This is a genomic window from Pseudoalteromonas sp. S1650 (assembly GCF_005887195.1).
GTDB classification, from domain to species: domain Bacteria; phylum Pseudomonadota; class Gammaproteobacteria; order Enterobacterales; family Alteromonadaceae; genus Pseudoalteromonas; species Pseudoalteromonas simplex.
On the sequence record NZ_PNDF01000021.1, the window covers coordinates 103,547 to 118,021 of the forward strand.

General features: G+C 41.5%; 18 protein-coding genes. 14 read left to right on the plus strand and 4 right to left on the minus strand.

The features are described from left to right. Positions 1 to 54 precede the first annotated feature (54 nt). Both CWB80_RS07140 and CWB80_RS07145 read left to right on the plus strand, forming a co-directional pair. Positions 55 to 849, plus strand: a complete 795-nt coding sequence (locus CWB80_RS07140) for a DUF481 domain-containing protein (protein ID WP_370316364.1) — start codon at positions 55 to 57, stop codon at positions 847 to 849. Positions 850 to 863: 14 nt separating this feature from the next. Continuing rightward, positions 864 to 1,340: a hypothetical protein gene (locus CWB80_RS07145; protein WP_138600268.1), complete on the plus strand. Its 477-nt coding sequence runs from the start codon at positions 864 to 866 to the stop codon at positions 1,338 to 1,340. A gap of 36 nt (positions 1,341 to 1,376) precedes the next feature. On the opposite strand, the gene CWB80_RS07150 is transcribed toward CWB80_RS07145, so the two are convergent. Next, on the minus strand, positions 1,377 to 1,862 hold the full coding sequence (locus tag CWB80_RS07150) for an FKBP-type peptidyl-prolyl cis-trans isomerase (RefSeq protein WP_054554327.1): 486 nt from the start codon (positions 1,860 to 1,862) through the stop codon (positions 1,377 to 1,379). A 12-nt stretch (positions 1,863 to 1,874) separates the two neighbouring features. Further along, positions 1,875 to 2,786 carry a tRNA-modifying protein YgfZ gene (ygfZ, locus tag CWB80_RS07155; RefSeq protein ID WP_138600270.1) on the minus strand — a complete coding sequence of 304 codons (912 nt, stop codon included), beginning with the start codon at positions 2,784 to 2,786 and terminating at the stop codon, positions 1,875 to 1,877. A 120-nt stretch (positions 2,787 to 2,906) separates the two neighbouring features. Here ygfZ and CWB80_RS07160 point away from each other — a divergent pair, with 120 nt between their 5' ends. Both CWB80_RS07160 and CWB80_RS07165 read left to right on the plus strand, forming a co-directional pair. Then, the gene (locus tag CWB80_RS07160) at positions 2,907 to 3,158 is read left to right on the plus strand and encodes an FAD assembly factor SdhE (protein WP_054562257.1); all 252 of its coding nucleotides are present in this window, start codon (positions 2,907 to 2,909) and stop codon (positions 3,156 to 3,158) included. Beyond that, positions 3,151 to 3,558 (plus strand): protein YgfX, encoded by a 408-nt coding sequence (locus CWB80_RS07165; RefSeq protein ID WP_138600272.1) that lies wholly within the window; start codon positions 3,151 to 3,153, stop codon positions 3,556 to 3,558. The genes CWB80_RS07160 and CWB80_RS07165 overlap by 8 nt, the downstream gene beginning before the upstream one ends. Here the strand turns inward: CWB80_RS07165 and nadB are convergent. Further along, positions 3,533 to 5,155 (minus strand): L-aspartate oxidase, encoded by a 1,623-nt coding sequence (gene nadB / locus CWB80_RS07170; protein WP_054554331.1) that lies wholly within the window; start codon positions 5,153 to 5,155, stop codon positions 3,533 to 3,535. The two genes, CWB80_RS07165 and nadB, sit on opposite strands and share 26 nt — an antisense overlap. 393 nt (positions 5,156 to 5,548) lie before the next feature. On the opposite strand from nadB, the gene rpoE reads away from it, so the two are divergent. From rpoE to pdxJ, 10 genes are all read left to right on the plus strand, one after another. Further along, the gene (rpoE, locus tag CWB80_RS07175; protein WP_036969086.1) at positions 5,549 to 6,130 is read left to right on the plus strand and encodes an RNA polymerase sigma factor RpoE; all 582 of its coding nucleotides are present in this window, start codon (positions 5,549 to 5,551) and stop codon (positions 6,128 to 6,130) included. A 1-nt stretch (position 6,131) separates the two neighbouring features. Beyond that, positions 6,132 to 6,758, plus strand: a complete 627-nt coding sequence (locus CWB80_RS07180; protein WP_138600274.1) for a sigma-E factor negative regulatory protein — start codon at positions 6,132 to 6,134, stop codon at positions 6,756 to 6,758. Positions 6,759 to 6,762: 4 nt separating this feature from the next. Further along, positions 6,763 to 7,716 (plus strand): MucB/RseB C-terminal domain-containing protein, encoded by a 954-nt coding sequence (locus tag CWB80_RS07185; RefSeq protein ID WP_054554333.1) that lies wholly within the window; start codon positions 6,763 to 6,765, stop codon positions 7,714 to 7,716. Between the two features lie 3 nt (positions 7,717 to 7,719). Then, positions 7,720 to 8,169: a SoxR reducing system RseC family protein gene (locus tag CWB80_RS07190; RefSeq protein WP_054554334.1), complete on the plus strand. Its 450-nt coding sequence runs from the start codon at positions 7,720 to 7,722 to the stop codon at positions 8,167 to 8,169. A gap of 70 nt (positions 8,170 to 8,239) precedes the next feature. Then, positions 8,240 to 10,027, plus strand: a complete 1,788-nt coding sequence (gene lepA / locus CWB80_RS07195; protein ID WP_054554335.1) for a translation elongation factor 4 — start codon at positions 8,240 to 8,242, stop codon at positions 10,025 to 10,027. A gap of 26 nt (positions 10,028 to 10,053) precedes the next feature. Then, positions 10,054 to 10,989, plus strand: a complete 936-nt coding sequence (gene lepB / locus CWB80_RS07200; protein ID WP_054554336.1) for a signal peptidase I — start codon at positions 10,054 to 10,056, stop codon at positions 10,987 to 10,989. Positions 10,990 to 10,991: 2 nt separating this feature from the next. Next, positions 10,992 to 11,669, plus strand: a complete 678-nt coding sequence (rnc, locus tag CWB80_RS07205) for a ribonuclease III (protein ID WP_054554337.1) — start codon at positions 10,992 to 10,994, stop codon at positions 11,667 to 11,669. Beyond that, entirely contained in the window at positions 11,659 to 12,591 is a 933-nt protein-coding gene (era, locus tag CWB80_RS07210) for a GTPase Era (RefSeq protein WP_054554338.1), read from the plus strand. The genes rnc and era overlap by 11 nt, the downstream gene beginning before the upstream one ends. Before the next feature lie 17 nt (positions 12,592 to 12,608). Continuing rightward, positions 12,609 to 13,295: a DNA repair protein RecO gene (recO, locus tag CWB80_RS07215; protein ID WP_138600276.1), complete on the plus strand. Its 687-nt coding sequence runs from the start codon at positions 12,609 to 12,611 to the stop codon at positions 13,293 to 13,295. A gap of 43 nt (positions 13,296 to 13,338) precedes the next feature. Further along, entirely contained in the window at positions 13,339 to 14,070 is a 732-nt protein-coding gene (pdxJ, locus tag CWB80_RS07220) for a pyridoxine 5'-phosphate synthase (RefSeq protein WP_054554340.1), read from the plus strand. Positions 14,071 to 14,140: 70 nt separating this feature from the next. Here the strand turns inward: pdxJ and CWB80_RS07225 are convergent, their stop codons facing one another. Further along, a complete protein-coding gene (locus CWB80_RS07225) occupies positions 14,141 to 14,467 on the minus strand; it encodes a hypothetical protein (protein ID WP_138600278.1) in 327 nt (108 codons plus the stop codon). Positions 14,468 to 14,475 lie beyond the last annotated feature (8 nt).

Below are 14,475 nucleotides of genomic sequence, written 5' to 3' on the forward strand. Positions count from 1 at the left end.
CAGCCGATGTTTGACTCTACTTTTAGTTGTTTTAATTCAATAAAACGAATTATTTTGCCCGCCCTGCTAGTTTGCAGTTGGCAGGCTTTTGCTGTTGATCCGTTTGAAGACTTTCATGAGTACGGGCAATTATCAGAAGAAGAAATCCATAAAATTCATAAAGGCGAGTTGCTGTACGGAGATATGGAGTTTGGTTTTATGGTAAGCCGCGGTAATACCAACTCAACTAGTTTCAAACTTAAAGGTAACCTTTACCAAGATTTCGAAAAGTGGCGTAACCAATTTAAGCTCGATACTTTATACAAACGTGACCGTAATGAAGAAACCGGTGATGAAGAAGTTTCTGCTGACCGTATTTTTGTATCAGGCCAAGGTAACTATAAGCTAAATGTGAAAAATGAGTCATTTTTCATTTACGGTGACTACGAGCGAGATAAGTTTAGTGGTCTTGAGTTTAAGAGCACCATAGCGACGGGTTACGGTAACCGCATTTACCAAGGCAGCAAGAATAAAGTCGATATCGATGTGGGCCCTGGTTTATACCGCTCGGTGGCTGATCAAGAGACTGCAACAGAAGAAGATGAAACAAAAACCGGTTATCTGCTTCGTCTAGCGCTGCAGTGGGAGCGTACGGTTTCTGCTCGCACTCGCTTTAATCAAGATGTCAGTTATGAACAATCATTGTCAGGGTTAAACTCGCGTTTAAAGTCAGAAACATCCCTGATCAGCAAAATTATGGGTGATGTATCACTCAAATTTACTTACATGTATCGCTATAACTCAAAACCAGAGGAAGATAAGCTCAAGTACGATTCTGAGCTGAGTGCAACCTTTGTTTATAGCTTTTAAGAGAATACTTCAGAATGTATCAACATAAACAGTACGCTATTTTTATTTTTGTTATTTTAGGCTGGATTGGCGCCTTCATTGCCTTAGCTTGGAACTTAATTGGTGCAGATATTCCTCTTATGGTGTTTAGCGCTATCTTAGTGCTGGTGGCCTTTTTGTTTCATGGTTTAACGATTAAGGTGAGCGATAAAACAGTAAGCTGGGCATTCGGTCCGGGTGTATTTGGAAAAACCGTGACTTTTGATGAGATTGAATCTGTTCGAGCGGTAAGTAATTCATTTCGTCATGGTATTGGTCTGCGTATCACCCATGATGGCTGGGTTTACAGTGTATCTGGATTTAGTGCTGTTGAATTGGCAATGAAAGACGGCACGCACTATCGCTTAGGAACCAATGACCAAGAAGGTTTACTGGCTGCGCTTAGAGAACATATTGCTGAACCTGTGACAGACGCTTCTGTGGATACAGAAGAAGTAGTCGAACAGATATAAGAAAAGCGCCAGTGGCGCTTTTTTTATAGTAATGGTTTAGTGGCTGTGACCACAACCACCTTCACCGTGCACATGACCATGTGCTAATTCTTCTTCAGTTGCATCGCGTACTTCAAGTACTTCAACATCAAAATGAAGGGTAATACCTGAAAGTGGGTGGTTACCATCTACAATAACGTCTTCGTCTTGAATTTCGATGATCATCACTGATTGGTCGCCAGCGTCAGTCGTAGCGCGGAACTGCATACCCACTTCAATTTCCATACCTTCAAACATTGATTTTGGTACTGCTTGCATTAGGTCATCGTGACGCTCACCATAGCCTTGCTCTGGCTCAACAGTTACGCTGAATGTGTCGCCCGCTTCTTTACCTAATAGCGCATTTTCGAGGCCTGGAATTAAGAAACCCGTGCCAACGATAAACACCAGTGGCTCGCCATCGAAAGAGTTGTCGATGGTGTTTTTGTTATTATCCAATACTGAATAATGCATTTTTACCACTTTGTTTGCTGCTACGATCATAGTCATTCCTATTTATTCATCTTCGAGAGAGTAAGGCAGAGCTTGAATAGATAACTCTACCTGAGGGAGGTGTTTAGCTCGCAAAATTTGGCCAGCTTCATTATCGTTCGGAAGCACAACAAGGCCCATTAAGGTTTGCGTTTGTTGATTAAAACTTTGGCTAATAAGCTTGCCAGCACGGCGCCAGTTTTCGCCCATTTGTGTTTCGAGTTCAAGCTCGTCAAGTAAGCCTTCAGCTTTGCCCGAAACTATGTACATAGCACGTTTATTTTTGCCTAGGTATTTCATACGGGCGACGGTTTCTTGCCCTGTGTAGCAACCTTTTCTGAAACTGATACCACCAAGCGCTTGTAAGTTAACCATTTGCGGTACATATTCGCCAATAGCGTCGCTGTTTAATGATGGCTCGCCTGCGGCAATAGCTGCCTGTTGCCATAACGCGTCATCATCAAGAGCTGTGACGTTATCAGGTAAGCTAAACTCGTCGTTGACCATAAGCAATACGCGGTTATCTGCAAGCTTTAACGCTTTACCGCCAGCAAAATCGACAGCGTTGTGCTCGTCGTCAAAATTAATTGCTAAGGTTTCTAGAGTCGCTGTTAGGTCATCACCTAGTAAGCCAATTAGCGGTTTTTCAGATTGCTGAATTTCTACTTGCGAAAATACCGCATATTTTTTTAACTCGACTAGCGATTGCTCTACCTCAGGTTTTGACCCTGCAAGGTAATAGCTATCAAGGTGTGAAAACAACCTAAATACACCCCAAAGCTTGCCTTTTGCATTACAGTGGCCAGCCCAAAGGAAGTTATCATCAGTTAATTTGTTGATATCTTGCGTAATTTGTCCGTGAAGGTAAGACAACTTATCTTTGCCAGTTAGGCTGATAAGTGAATAAGATAAAGGACATGCGTAAACAGTCGACATAAAAACCTTCTTTACGATATGAATGAGCGCTAATGATAACTTAGTTAGGGTAGCAATTTAAATAGCTGTTTATTCGATTGCAATTTGGTAAACTGCAGACAAATAAGTACGAGGTTTAAAATGACTGAAATTCACAGTAAAGAACGTATTCGTTGGGCATGCCGTCGCGGTATGTTAGAACTAGATGTTTTATTTATGCCATTCGTTGAAGAAGCGTTTGACTCACTATCAAAAGAACAGCAAGCTGTTTTTCAACGCTTACTTGAGTGCGATGATCCTGATTTATTCGCATGGTTTATGGGTCATGAAGAGTGTAAAGACCCAGAGCTAAACGGCATGGTTGCGTTAATTTTAGACCGAGTTCGTGTATAGGTTTACCGTTACAAATAACACCCCCGACCACAAACCCTTTGTGGTCTTTTTTTGCTTAACAGCCATTATTTTATGTTTTGCTTATCAGCATGTTATCGCTCAGCTGTTGGCTTGTTTTGCGTGCTTTTTCTTAGCCATTCTTAGTTTTAAAAAAGTCCAACAAGCACAACCTGAAAAGGGTTTTATAATTTTAGAGCAAGCAGAGCTTAGATTTGTAAACGACAAACTGAAAGTACAAGGCCAAATAACGGCTAAAAGTTATGTGTTTGCTAATTTTGTGGTGCTGAGGTTAGCTGGGTTTTATCAATCACACTGGCTGATTATCAGCTCAGCCAGTGTTGATGAAGAAAGTTTCTCGCGTTTAAAGCGCGCGATTATTGCAGTGCAGCAACCGACTTAGGCGTTAAAATTGTCGGTGTTGGATTTTCGTTTTGCTCTGGGTAATCAATCGTGTAATGAAGACCACGACTTTCTTTACGCTCAAGGGCGCTGCGAATAATAAGCTCTGCAACCTGCACTAGGTTTCGAAGTTCTAATAAGTTATTTGTAACCCTAAAGTTTGCGTAATAGTCGTGAATTTCTTGCTGCAGTAATTCAACGCGGTGAAGCGCTCGCTCTAAGCGTTTTGTTGAGCGTACAATACCCACGTAATCCCACATAAATAACCTTAGCTCATGCCAGTTGTGAGTAATAACGATTTCTTCGTCTGAGTTTGTTACGCGACTTTCATCCCATAATGGTAAGGCTTCAAGGGCAGGGCTTGCATCGATTTTGCTCAGAATATCTTTCGCGGCTGCATGGGCAAATACAATGCACTCAAGTAGAGAGTTGCTCGCCATACGATTAGCACCGTGTAAGCCTGTGTAAGCTACTTCGCCAACCGCATATAAGTTATCTAAATCTGTGCGGCCATTAAAGTCGGTCATAACACCGCCGCAGGTATAGTGTGCAGCAGGCACCACAGGAATGGCTTCTTTGGTAATGTCGAGGCCAACACTTAAGCATTTTGCGTAGATAGTTGGGAAGTGCTCAATGATAAAATCTTTATCTTTGTGGCTAATATCAAGGTACACACAATTCGCACCAAGGCGTTTCATTTCAAAATCGATGGCACGAGCAACAATATCGCGAGGGGCAAGTTCTTCGCGCTCATCAAAGTCTTTCATAAAGCGAGTACCATCAGGGCGTTTTAAATACGCTCCTTCACCGCGCATAGCTTCTGTGATCAAAAAGTTTTGCAGCTCTGGGTGATACAAACTTGTTGGGTGGAATTGGTTAAATTCCATATTGGCTACACGGCACCCCGCACGCCATGCCATTGCGATACCATCACCACTTGATACATCTGGGTTAGAAGTATATAGGTACACTTTACTTGCGCCACCTGTTGCCAGTGATACGAACTTGGCAGCGATAGTTTCAACTTTTTTATCAACACAGTTCCAAACATACAAGCCGTGAACATGCTTGCCTTTTTTGGCTAAGCTTTTATCTGTGATTAAATCAATGGCATTGTAATTTTCTAACAAGGTGATGTTAGGGTGGGCTTGTACTTGGCTAATTAAGGTTGTTTGCACTGCTCGGCCAGTGGCATCGGCGGCATGTAAAATACGGCGATGACTGTGACCACCTTCGCGAGTTAAATGAAAACGTTCTTTACCTTTTGAATCGAACTCCATATCAAAAGGTACGCCTTGCTCAATCAGCCACTTTAAACATTTTTTAGCATTGCTTGCTGTGTAGTGAACCGCATCACGGTCACATAATCCGCCGCCTGCATCGAGAGTATCTTCAACATGAGATTCAATGCTGTCATTCTTTTTATCAAATACTGCTGCAATACCACCTTGAGCATATAAGGTAGAACCTTCTGTTAATGCGCCTTTACTAAGTACCGTCACCTTACAGTGATTTGCAAGCGATAAAGCAAGAGAAAGGCCAGCGGCGCCGCTGCCAATGATAGCGACATCAGTAATGTGATGTTTATTTTGGTTCATGTCTGTGGTCTTTGCGGTTACAATGCTCGGCTAGTAGTGCTAAAAGTTTGAGCAAATAAATTTTTATGTGGTATACGTATATGTACCATATTTGCTTTAACACTATTAGTCATTTTAAAACGTTATACCAATCTTATTAGTTTTATCGTCACATAAACAGTTTATTGTTAGCTGTTTTAAATTGTGAGTTTAATTTAGATAACCGTTGATTCTTAAGCAATTATTGAGGTTGTCGTGTAATAAGATTGGTATGACTCAATTTATTTGCGTGCTATTTTATAAAAAAATCATTTTAAACTGAACTTTTATATTCATGGTGCAGTCAGAGTTTGTGTAAACAATGGCGAGTATATGAATAGCAAGCAAGAATCAAACAGAGGAGTACCGGCTCGAATGAGCGAGCAGGATTTGGATTTAGCGCTAGTTAAAAGGGTCCAGCAAGGAGATAAAAACGCCTTCAACCTATTAGTTAGAAAATATCAGAATAAAATTGCAGGTTTGATTTCACGTTATGTATCGAACCAAGGTGATGTTGCTGATGTCGCACAGGAAGCTTTTATTAAAGCCTACCGTGCTTTACCTAACTTTAGAGGTGATAGCGCCTTTTATACTTGGTTGTACCGTATCGCCGTAAATTGTGCTAAAAATTACTTAGTTGCGCAGGGGCGCAAACCCCCAGCTAACGATGTTGATGCCGAAGAAGCAGAATTTTATGACAGTGCAGATGCAATGCGTTCAAACGCATCGCCAGAAAACCTGTTATTAAGTGACGAAGTACGTGCTGTAATTTTTAATACGATTGATAGTTTGCCTGAAGATCTAAAAACCGCGATTACCCTTCGTGAAATTGAAGGTATGAGCTATGAAGAAATAGCCGTGGTTATGGATTGCCCTGTGGGAACGGTGCGTTCACGTATTTTCCGTGCCCGTGAGGCGATTGATAATAAATTGAATCCATTAATAGGTGAGTCTTAGTATGACAAAAGCAGACGTTAACAAGTTGGATAATGAGCAGTTGTCCGCGTTACTTGACGGCGAGCAGCAGTTAACTGATCAAGCGATCACAAACGACGATGTGTCTACATTTGGTCGTTACGCAATGATTGGTGATGTAATGCGTGCTGAGGCAAATAACAACGCTTTTAATTTTGACATTGCAGATGCAGTGGCTGAATCACTAGAGCAAGAACCTGTTTACGCAGATTTCGCGAATAAAACAACGGCACCAAAAAGCGAAGAAATCGTGGCGGCAACAGGCACTGATAACGTAGTAGCATTTAATTGGCGTCGTCCATTTGCCCAAGTGGCCATTGCTGCTAGTGTTGCCATGTTTGCTATTGTGGGCGTACAAACTTTGCCACAAAACAGTGAAGTGCCACAAAATGACATCCCAACATTACAAACTGTACCATTAACCGGTATGGCCTCTCCTGTTAGTTACTCATCTGAGCAACCTGCATTAGAAAATGCAGAGCAAGGTTTACGTGAGTTACAACAACAGCGTATTGGTGCATTAGTGCTTGAGCACCAACGTCAAGCACGTGTTGCATATTCGCTAGAAAAATCGCAAACTGCAGAAAATGCAGACGAGGAAAAAAACTAATTAAATGAAAGTTTTTACTTTTATTTTGTCGCTGGTATTAACGGCTCCAGCCATTGCCAGCGACGAAAATCCCGCCAAGACTTTATTAAATGATATGGCTATGGCCGTTCATACTCGCAACTTTGACGCATCATTTGTGGTTGTAAAAGGCCAAGCCATGGAACCCTATCGCTGGTTACATGCAAAACAAGGCGATATTGAGCTTGAGCATTTAAGTTTGCTCAACGGCGCTGGCCTAGAAATGGTGCGCGTTGACGATCAAGTGACCTATTTTGAGCCTCATTCTGAGCCTTATTCAGTGAAAACAGACTCTATCGCCGGGCCAATTCCTGAAGTACTTTTTAAAGATATTAATCGACTAAGCGCTCACTATGATTTTGTGCTTGGCGGAAAAGGCCGTATTGCAGGGCGCTCAGCACAGTTAGTACGTATCGAATCAAAAGATGAATACAAATATAACTACTGGATTTGGCTAGATACTGAGTCATCGTTGTTACTTAAATCTGCCTATGTGAATCACAAAGGTGAAATGCTTGAGCAGTTACAGTTAACTCATATCAGCGTAACAGAGCAGCCAGCACCTATGTTAGTTGAAATGCAAAATCGTGACTTTCCAGCAGTCCTTGCGACTAACGATTTAGCCAGCGATGGTGACGGCGCAGCGAATGATTGGAAAATTGGTTGGCTCCCTGATGGCTTTAAGTTATTAAAGTCAGATCGCCATAAACTTGATTTAAATAATGAACTTGCTGACTATTATTTATATTCAGATGGGTTTGTTGAAGTGTCTGTTTTTATTCAAAGACCGTTACCTGGAAAGCGTGCAAGCGGCGCTTTAACCTCAGGTGCAACGACTGTGTATGTGCACAATGGTGGTAGCTTTGATGTATCGGTTGTTGGTAATATCCCAGCTATGACAGCCAAAGCTATAGCTGAGTCGGTAGCGCGACCTCTTTAAATCATGATTGAACAAACACTCACTGTCGTGTCAGTTAAAGGCACGACAGCGAATTTAGAAGCAGAACAAAAGCAAGCCTGTGCCGGCTGTAATGGTCGTTGTGGTTCGCAAGTTTTTGCAAAGCTGTTTGGAACAGCTAAAAAAACCTTTCCTTATACCTTCGAAAAAGAGCTCCAAGTAGGGCAAAAAGTAACTTTAGCACTCGATGATAGCCACTTAGTTAAACACGCTATGGCTGTTTACATGCTACCCCTTTTGTTTAGTTTAGGGTTTGCTTTAATCGCATTTTCGGCTTTTTCGCTTGCCGAAGGCTGGCAAATTTTAGCCGCCGTGATTGGTGGTTTGACGGGCTATGCGATAGCAAAATCAAGGGTTAAGAGCCTGAAGCATGATATTAAAGTAATAAAAATTCACCCAATTACTATTCCTTTCACTCAAATAGATGGTGATTAAAGCCAATTAAATGTAAAATTGTCGCTTTATACACTTAGTCCATTTTATATAGAAGTTTAGAATCCAGTTTATGAAGCATATCCGTAATTTTTCGATCATCGCCCATATTGACCATGGTAAATCGACTCTCTCTGACCGTCTTATCCAAGTTTGTGGTGGTTTAACAGACCGTGAAATGCAGCAGCAGGTGTTAGACTCAATGGACATAGAGCGTGAGCGTGGTATTACCATCAAAGCGCAAAGTGTAACGCTAAATTATAAAGCTAAAGACGGCGAAACATACCAGTTAAACTTTATCGACACGCCAGGACACGTTGACTTCACATACGAAGTATCACGTTCACTTGCAGCCTGTGAAGGTGCACTTTTAGTTGTTGATGCGGGTCAAGGTGTAGAAGCTCAAACTTTAGCTAACTGCTACACAGCAATCGAAATGGACTTAGAAGTTATTCCAGTTCTAAATAAAATCGACTTACCACAAGCCGATCCACTTCGTGTAGCAGAAGAAATTGAAGACATCATTGGTATCGATGCCCTAGATGCAGTGCAATGTAGTGCTAAAACGGGTATTGGTATTGAAGAAGTACTCGAAATTATTGTTAAAGATATTCCGCCGCCAGAAGGTGACAAAGACAAGCCACTACAAGCGCTTATTATTGATTCATGGTTTGACCCATACCAAGGCGTTGTATCACTAGTACGTATCAAACATGGTGAATTACGCTCGGGCGATAAAATTAAGATCATGTCGAATGATCAAGTTCATATCGCAGATAAAGTGGGTATTTTCACACCAAAACAAACCAACACGGGTATCCTAAAAACCGGTGAAGTAGGCTTTGTTATTGCGGGTATTAAAGAAATCCATGGTGCACCTGTAGGTGATACCATCACTTTACAACGTAACTCTGCGCCAGAGCGTTTACCGGGCTTCCAACGCATTAAACCGCAGGTTTATGCAGGTATGTTCCCAATTTCATCAGATGACTATGAGTCATTCCGTGATGCGCTTGATAAATTAAGCTTGAACGATGCGTCGTTATTCTTCGAGCCAGAAAACTCAACAGCACTAGGCTTTGGTTTCCGTTGTGGCTTCTTAGGCATGCTACACATGGAAATCATTCAAGAGCGTCTTGAGCGTGAATACGACATTGATCTTATTACCACTGCGCCAACAGTAATCTACGAAGTAGAGACTAAAGACGGAACTAAACAGATAGATAACCCGTCTGACTTACCGCCAGTGAATAATATTCTTGAAATCCGTGAGCCAATTGTTGAAGCTAACATATTAGTTCCGCAAGAGTTTTTAGGTAACGTAATTACGCTTTGTGTTGAAAAGCGTGGTATGCAAACTAAAATGAGCTACCATGGTAAGCAAGTTGCGGTGACGTACGAATTACCGATGGCTGAAGTAGTCATGGACTTCTTTGATAAGTTAAAATCAACAAGCCGTGGTTTTGCATCGCTTGATTATAACTTCAAGCATTTCCAAGCTTCAGACATGGTACGTGTTGACGTATTAATTAATGGTGAGCGTGTTGATGCGTTAGCTATTATTGTTCACCGTGATATTGCACAATCACGTGGTCGTCAGTTAGCTGAAGCACTGAAAGACTTAATTCCACGTCAGCAGTTTGATATTGCGATTCAAGCAGCGATTGGTCAGCATGTTATTGCCCGTACAACAGTTAAGCAATTACGTAAAAACGTAATCGCAAAATGTTACGGTGGTGACGTGAGCCGTAAGAAGAAACTGCTACAAAAACAAAAAGAAGGTAAAAAGCGAATGAAGCAACTAGGTAACGTTGAAGTACCTCAAGATGCATTCTTAGCTATCCTTAAAGTTGGTAAATAATTAGAAGTAAATAAAGGAATTAATGCATGGCGGGTTACTTTTCTATTTTCTTAGTGTTGTTAACGCTAGGCTCAGGATTAATTTGGTTAATTGACCACTTTATGTATGCGCCAAAGCGTCAGCAACGCATTGCCCTTGCTCAAAATGCAGCAGGTGGTGAACTAGACGAAGAAACCGCCGCATTAATTGCGCCTGAGCCAAGTATCACTGAAACGGCTAAGTCAATTTTTCCGATGATTGCAGCGATCACGATTTTTCGCTCTTTCATTTTTGAACCGTTTCAAATTCCATCTGGCTCAATGATGCCAACCCTATTAGTGGGTGACTTCATTTTGGTACAGAAGTACTCATATGGCATCAAAGACCCAATTTGGCGTAGCCAGTTAGTTGATGTTGATGAACCTGAACGTGGTGATATTGTGGTATTTAAATACCCATTAGACGAGCGTGTAGATTACATTAAACGTACGATTGGTTTACCGGGCGATAAAATTGTTTATCGCAATAAGCACCTTTATATTCAGCCAAAATGTGCCGAAGGTGAAACGCAGCAAGGTGATTTGCTGTGTAATGAATACAACAAAATTGATATGGAAATCCTCAATAGTGACGAGTTCAAGCAGGGTTCGATGAATTTAGTGCGCTTAGAAGAAAACCTAAGCACATTGAATCATAACATTTTAATTAACCCGCAAGCTCCTGAAATGAAAGGCCGTTATTATCAACAACCAGGTACACGCTCTGATGAGTGGGTTGTTCCTGCCGATCATTATTTCATGATGGGTGATAACCGTGATAATAGCCAAGACAGTCGCTTTTGGGGCTTTGTACCTAAAGAAAACTTGGTAGGTAAAGCCGTCTTTATATGGATGAGTTTTGAATTTGAGAATGGCCCAGATGACTTTTTACCAGGCTGGGTTCCAACTGGTGTTCGTTTTGAACGCCTAGGTAATATTCAGTAACGATGAAAAAAAACGTAACAGAGTTATACAACAAAATAGGTTATACATTTACTGATCAAGCTTTGCTTGAGCAGGCAATGACGCACCGCAGTCATAAAGGTCAACATAACGAGCGCTTAGAGTTTTTGGGCGATTCGATTTTGAGCTTTGTGATTGCGAATGCGCTTTACACTAAATTTCCAAAAGCACGCGAAGGTGATTTAAGCCGCATGCGTTCGACCCTAGTTCGTGGTCAAACGTTGGCTGAATTTGGCCTAGAGTTTGGCTTAGGCGATTACTTACGCTTAGGTCCAGGTGAGCTTAAAAGCGGTGGTTTTCGCCGTGAATCAACCCTTGCTGATGCCGTTGAGGCGATTATTGGTGCGGTGTTCTTAGACTCAAACATTGAGCAATGTGGTGAGTTAATTTTAAGCTGGTACGAGTCGCGTCTTGATGCAATTTCGCCGGGCTTAAATCAAAAAGATCCAAAAACATTACTTCAAGAATACTTACAAGCGCGCAAATTATCGTTACCTGGCTACACTGTAATTGATACAAAAGGCCAAGCGCACAATCAAACATTCACGGTTGAATGTATTGTTGAAGGGATGGATAGCATTATCTCAGTTGGTAGCTCGCGTCGTAAAGCTGAGCAAAAAGCCGCTGAAAAAGCCTTAAAGATACTTAAAAATGAATCTTGATGATTTAATTAGCAAAGAACCTGCAGAGCTAGACACGCACTGCGGTATGGTTGCCATTGTTGGCCGCCCAAATGTAGGTAAATCAACCTTACTTAACTATATTGTTGAGCAAAAGGTGTCTATTACCTCGCGTAAGCCACAAACCACACGACACCGTATCATGGGTATTCATACCGAAGGTAAATACCAAGCTGTTTATGTGGATACACCAGGCTTACACGTCGAAGAAAAACGCGCTATTAACCGTTTAATGAACCGTGCTGCATCAAGCTCAATTGGTGATGTCGAACTTATCATCTTTGTGGTTGAAGGCACACACTGGAACGAAGACGATGAGATGGTACTAAATAAAGTACGTCAAAGTGGTCGCCCAGTGTTATTAGTTATGAATAAAATTGACCAGGTTAAAGACCGTGATTTAGTGCTTCCCCACATGCAGTTTTTAGGTGGTAAATTTGATTTTGTGGCTATTATGCCAGTCTCTGCGAAGCAGGGTAAAAATATTGATTTAATCAAAGATGAAGTGAAAAAGCGTTTACCGCTTTGTGAGTTTTACTTCCCTGAAGACTACGTAACAGACCGTTCAATGCGCTTTATGGCGGCTGAAGTGATCCGTGAAAAGCTGATGCGCTTTATGGGTGATGAGTTACCATATTCAGTCACCGTAGAGATCGAGCAGTTTAAATGGCAAGAAAACGGTGTCTGGCAAATTAATGGTTTGATCCTCGTTGAGCGTGAAACGCAAAAGCGTATGGTGATCGGCAATAAAGGCGAAAAGCTGAAAGTTATTGGCCGTGAAGCTCGTAAAGACCTTGAAGATATGCTTGATAACAAAGTGTTTTTAGAACTTTGGGTAAAAGTGAAGTCTGGCTGGGCCGACGATGAGCGTGCGCTACGTAGCCTTGGCTATGGTGAAGACTAAGTAAAGTCTTACACGCCATGGATAGCGAATTCTACACAGCATACTTGCTGCACCGACGTCCATTTAGCGACTCGCAAGTCATGCTCGATATGCTGGTAGAAGGCGTAGGTCAGCTGAGAATGCTGGCCCGTGTTAGTGGTCGCCAGGCCACTAAACATAAAGCACAATTACAACCTTTCCAATCTCTGCTCGTACAATATAACGGCAAGTCTGATTTAAAATACATTAATCGTTTTGAACCCCATGGCCGGCAAACTATGTTGCAGGGTACCGAGCTTTATTGCGGCTTCTATATGAACGAATTAACCAATCGTATCGTACCTATCAATGAGCCGATGGAAAGTGTTTATCATCTTTATAAACAGCATCTAGGTGAATTATCAACCACTAAAAACCTGCAAGCGGTGCTTCGCTCTTATGAGTTTCAGTTACTTGAAATGCTTGGTTATGGCGTTGATTTTAGTGTTGATGCCGAAGGTGATGAAATTATCGATGCAGCAAATTACCAGTACTTTGCTGAATACGGTTTTTTACTGCATGACGACCCCCATAGTGGTTTTTCAGGAAAGCAATTAAATGCCATAGCAGCTCATGACTTTAGCGCCCCTGATGTGTTATATATGGCAAAGCAATTAAGTCGATACTTACTCAAGCCTTTACTTGGTAAAAAGCCATTAAAAAGCCGTGAGTTATTTATTAAGTAGGCTGATGTTCAGCCTTGAATCGTTGTTTTAAACAGGTAAAAAAATGAAAGATATTCTTCTTGGTGTAAACGTTGATCACATTGCCACTTTACGCCAAGCGCGTGGCACGAGTTACCCAGATCCTGCGCATGCTGCAGCTGTTGCAGAGCATGCTGGTGCAGATGGTATCACCATTCATTTGCGTGAAGACCGTCGTCATATTCAAGACCGCGACGTATATGTGATGGCAAAAACGATTCAAACACGTATGAATCTTGAAATTGCAGTGACCGATGAAATGATCGACATCGCCCTTGAAGTGAAACCTGCTTATGTTTGTTTAGTGCCTGAAAAGCGTGAAGAGCTCACCACAGAGGGTGGTCTTGATGTTGTGGGTAATTTTGAAAAAGTAAAAGCAGCAACAGAAAAGCTAACAGCAGCAGGAATTAAGGTCTCGTTATTCATAGATGCCGACAACGCACAACTTGACGCTGCAAAAGCGTGTAATGCTCCATACGTTGAAATTCACACCGGTGCTTATGCTGATGCTGAAAATGACGAAGAGCTTCACACTGAGCTTGAGCGTATTCGTAGCGGTGTACAATATGCCGATAGCCTAGGTTTAATCGTTAATGCCGGTCATGGTCTTCATTACCACAATGTAAAACCCATTGCGGCAATGCCAGAAATTTATGAGTTAAACATTGGTCATGCGATTATTGCCCGTGCAGCGATTGATGGTTTAGAAAAAGCAGTCAGCGATATGAAACGTTTAATGATTGAAGCAAGACTTTAAGCTGACGCCTTTAATAAGAGCCAGCAAATTTGAATACTGAGCGCGGTGGATGTGATATCCACCGCGTTTTTTATTTACTCAGATAAACAATAAATTGTGCAAGCAATGAAGATAGCCAAGGGGAAAGGCAGAGTAGGACCACTAAATATTGATGCTTTTTCTTAAAGCTTTTTAAAACAGCGTCATCTATTGCCGACAATTCACCTTTCTTAATTGAATGAATAACCATTGAGTCAGGTTTTGTTCTCATTAATCTGGCTTGGCTTTCGTATGTTTGCCACAGCTCTGTGTAATTGGTTTTTACGTATTCGTTTGCCATCCCACTAAGCTTTTTAGAACTGAGTATGAACCAAAAGAACGATAATGATGTAAAAAACAAAAATAAAATAAAAAACATTAATCTTC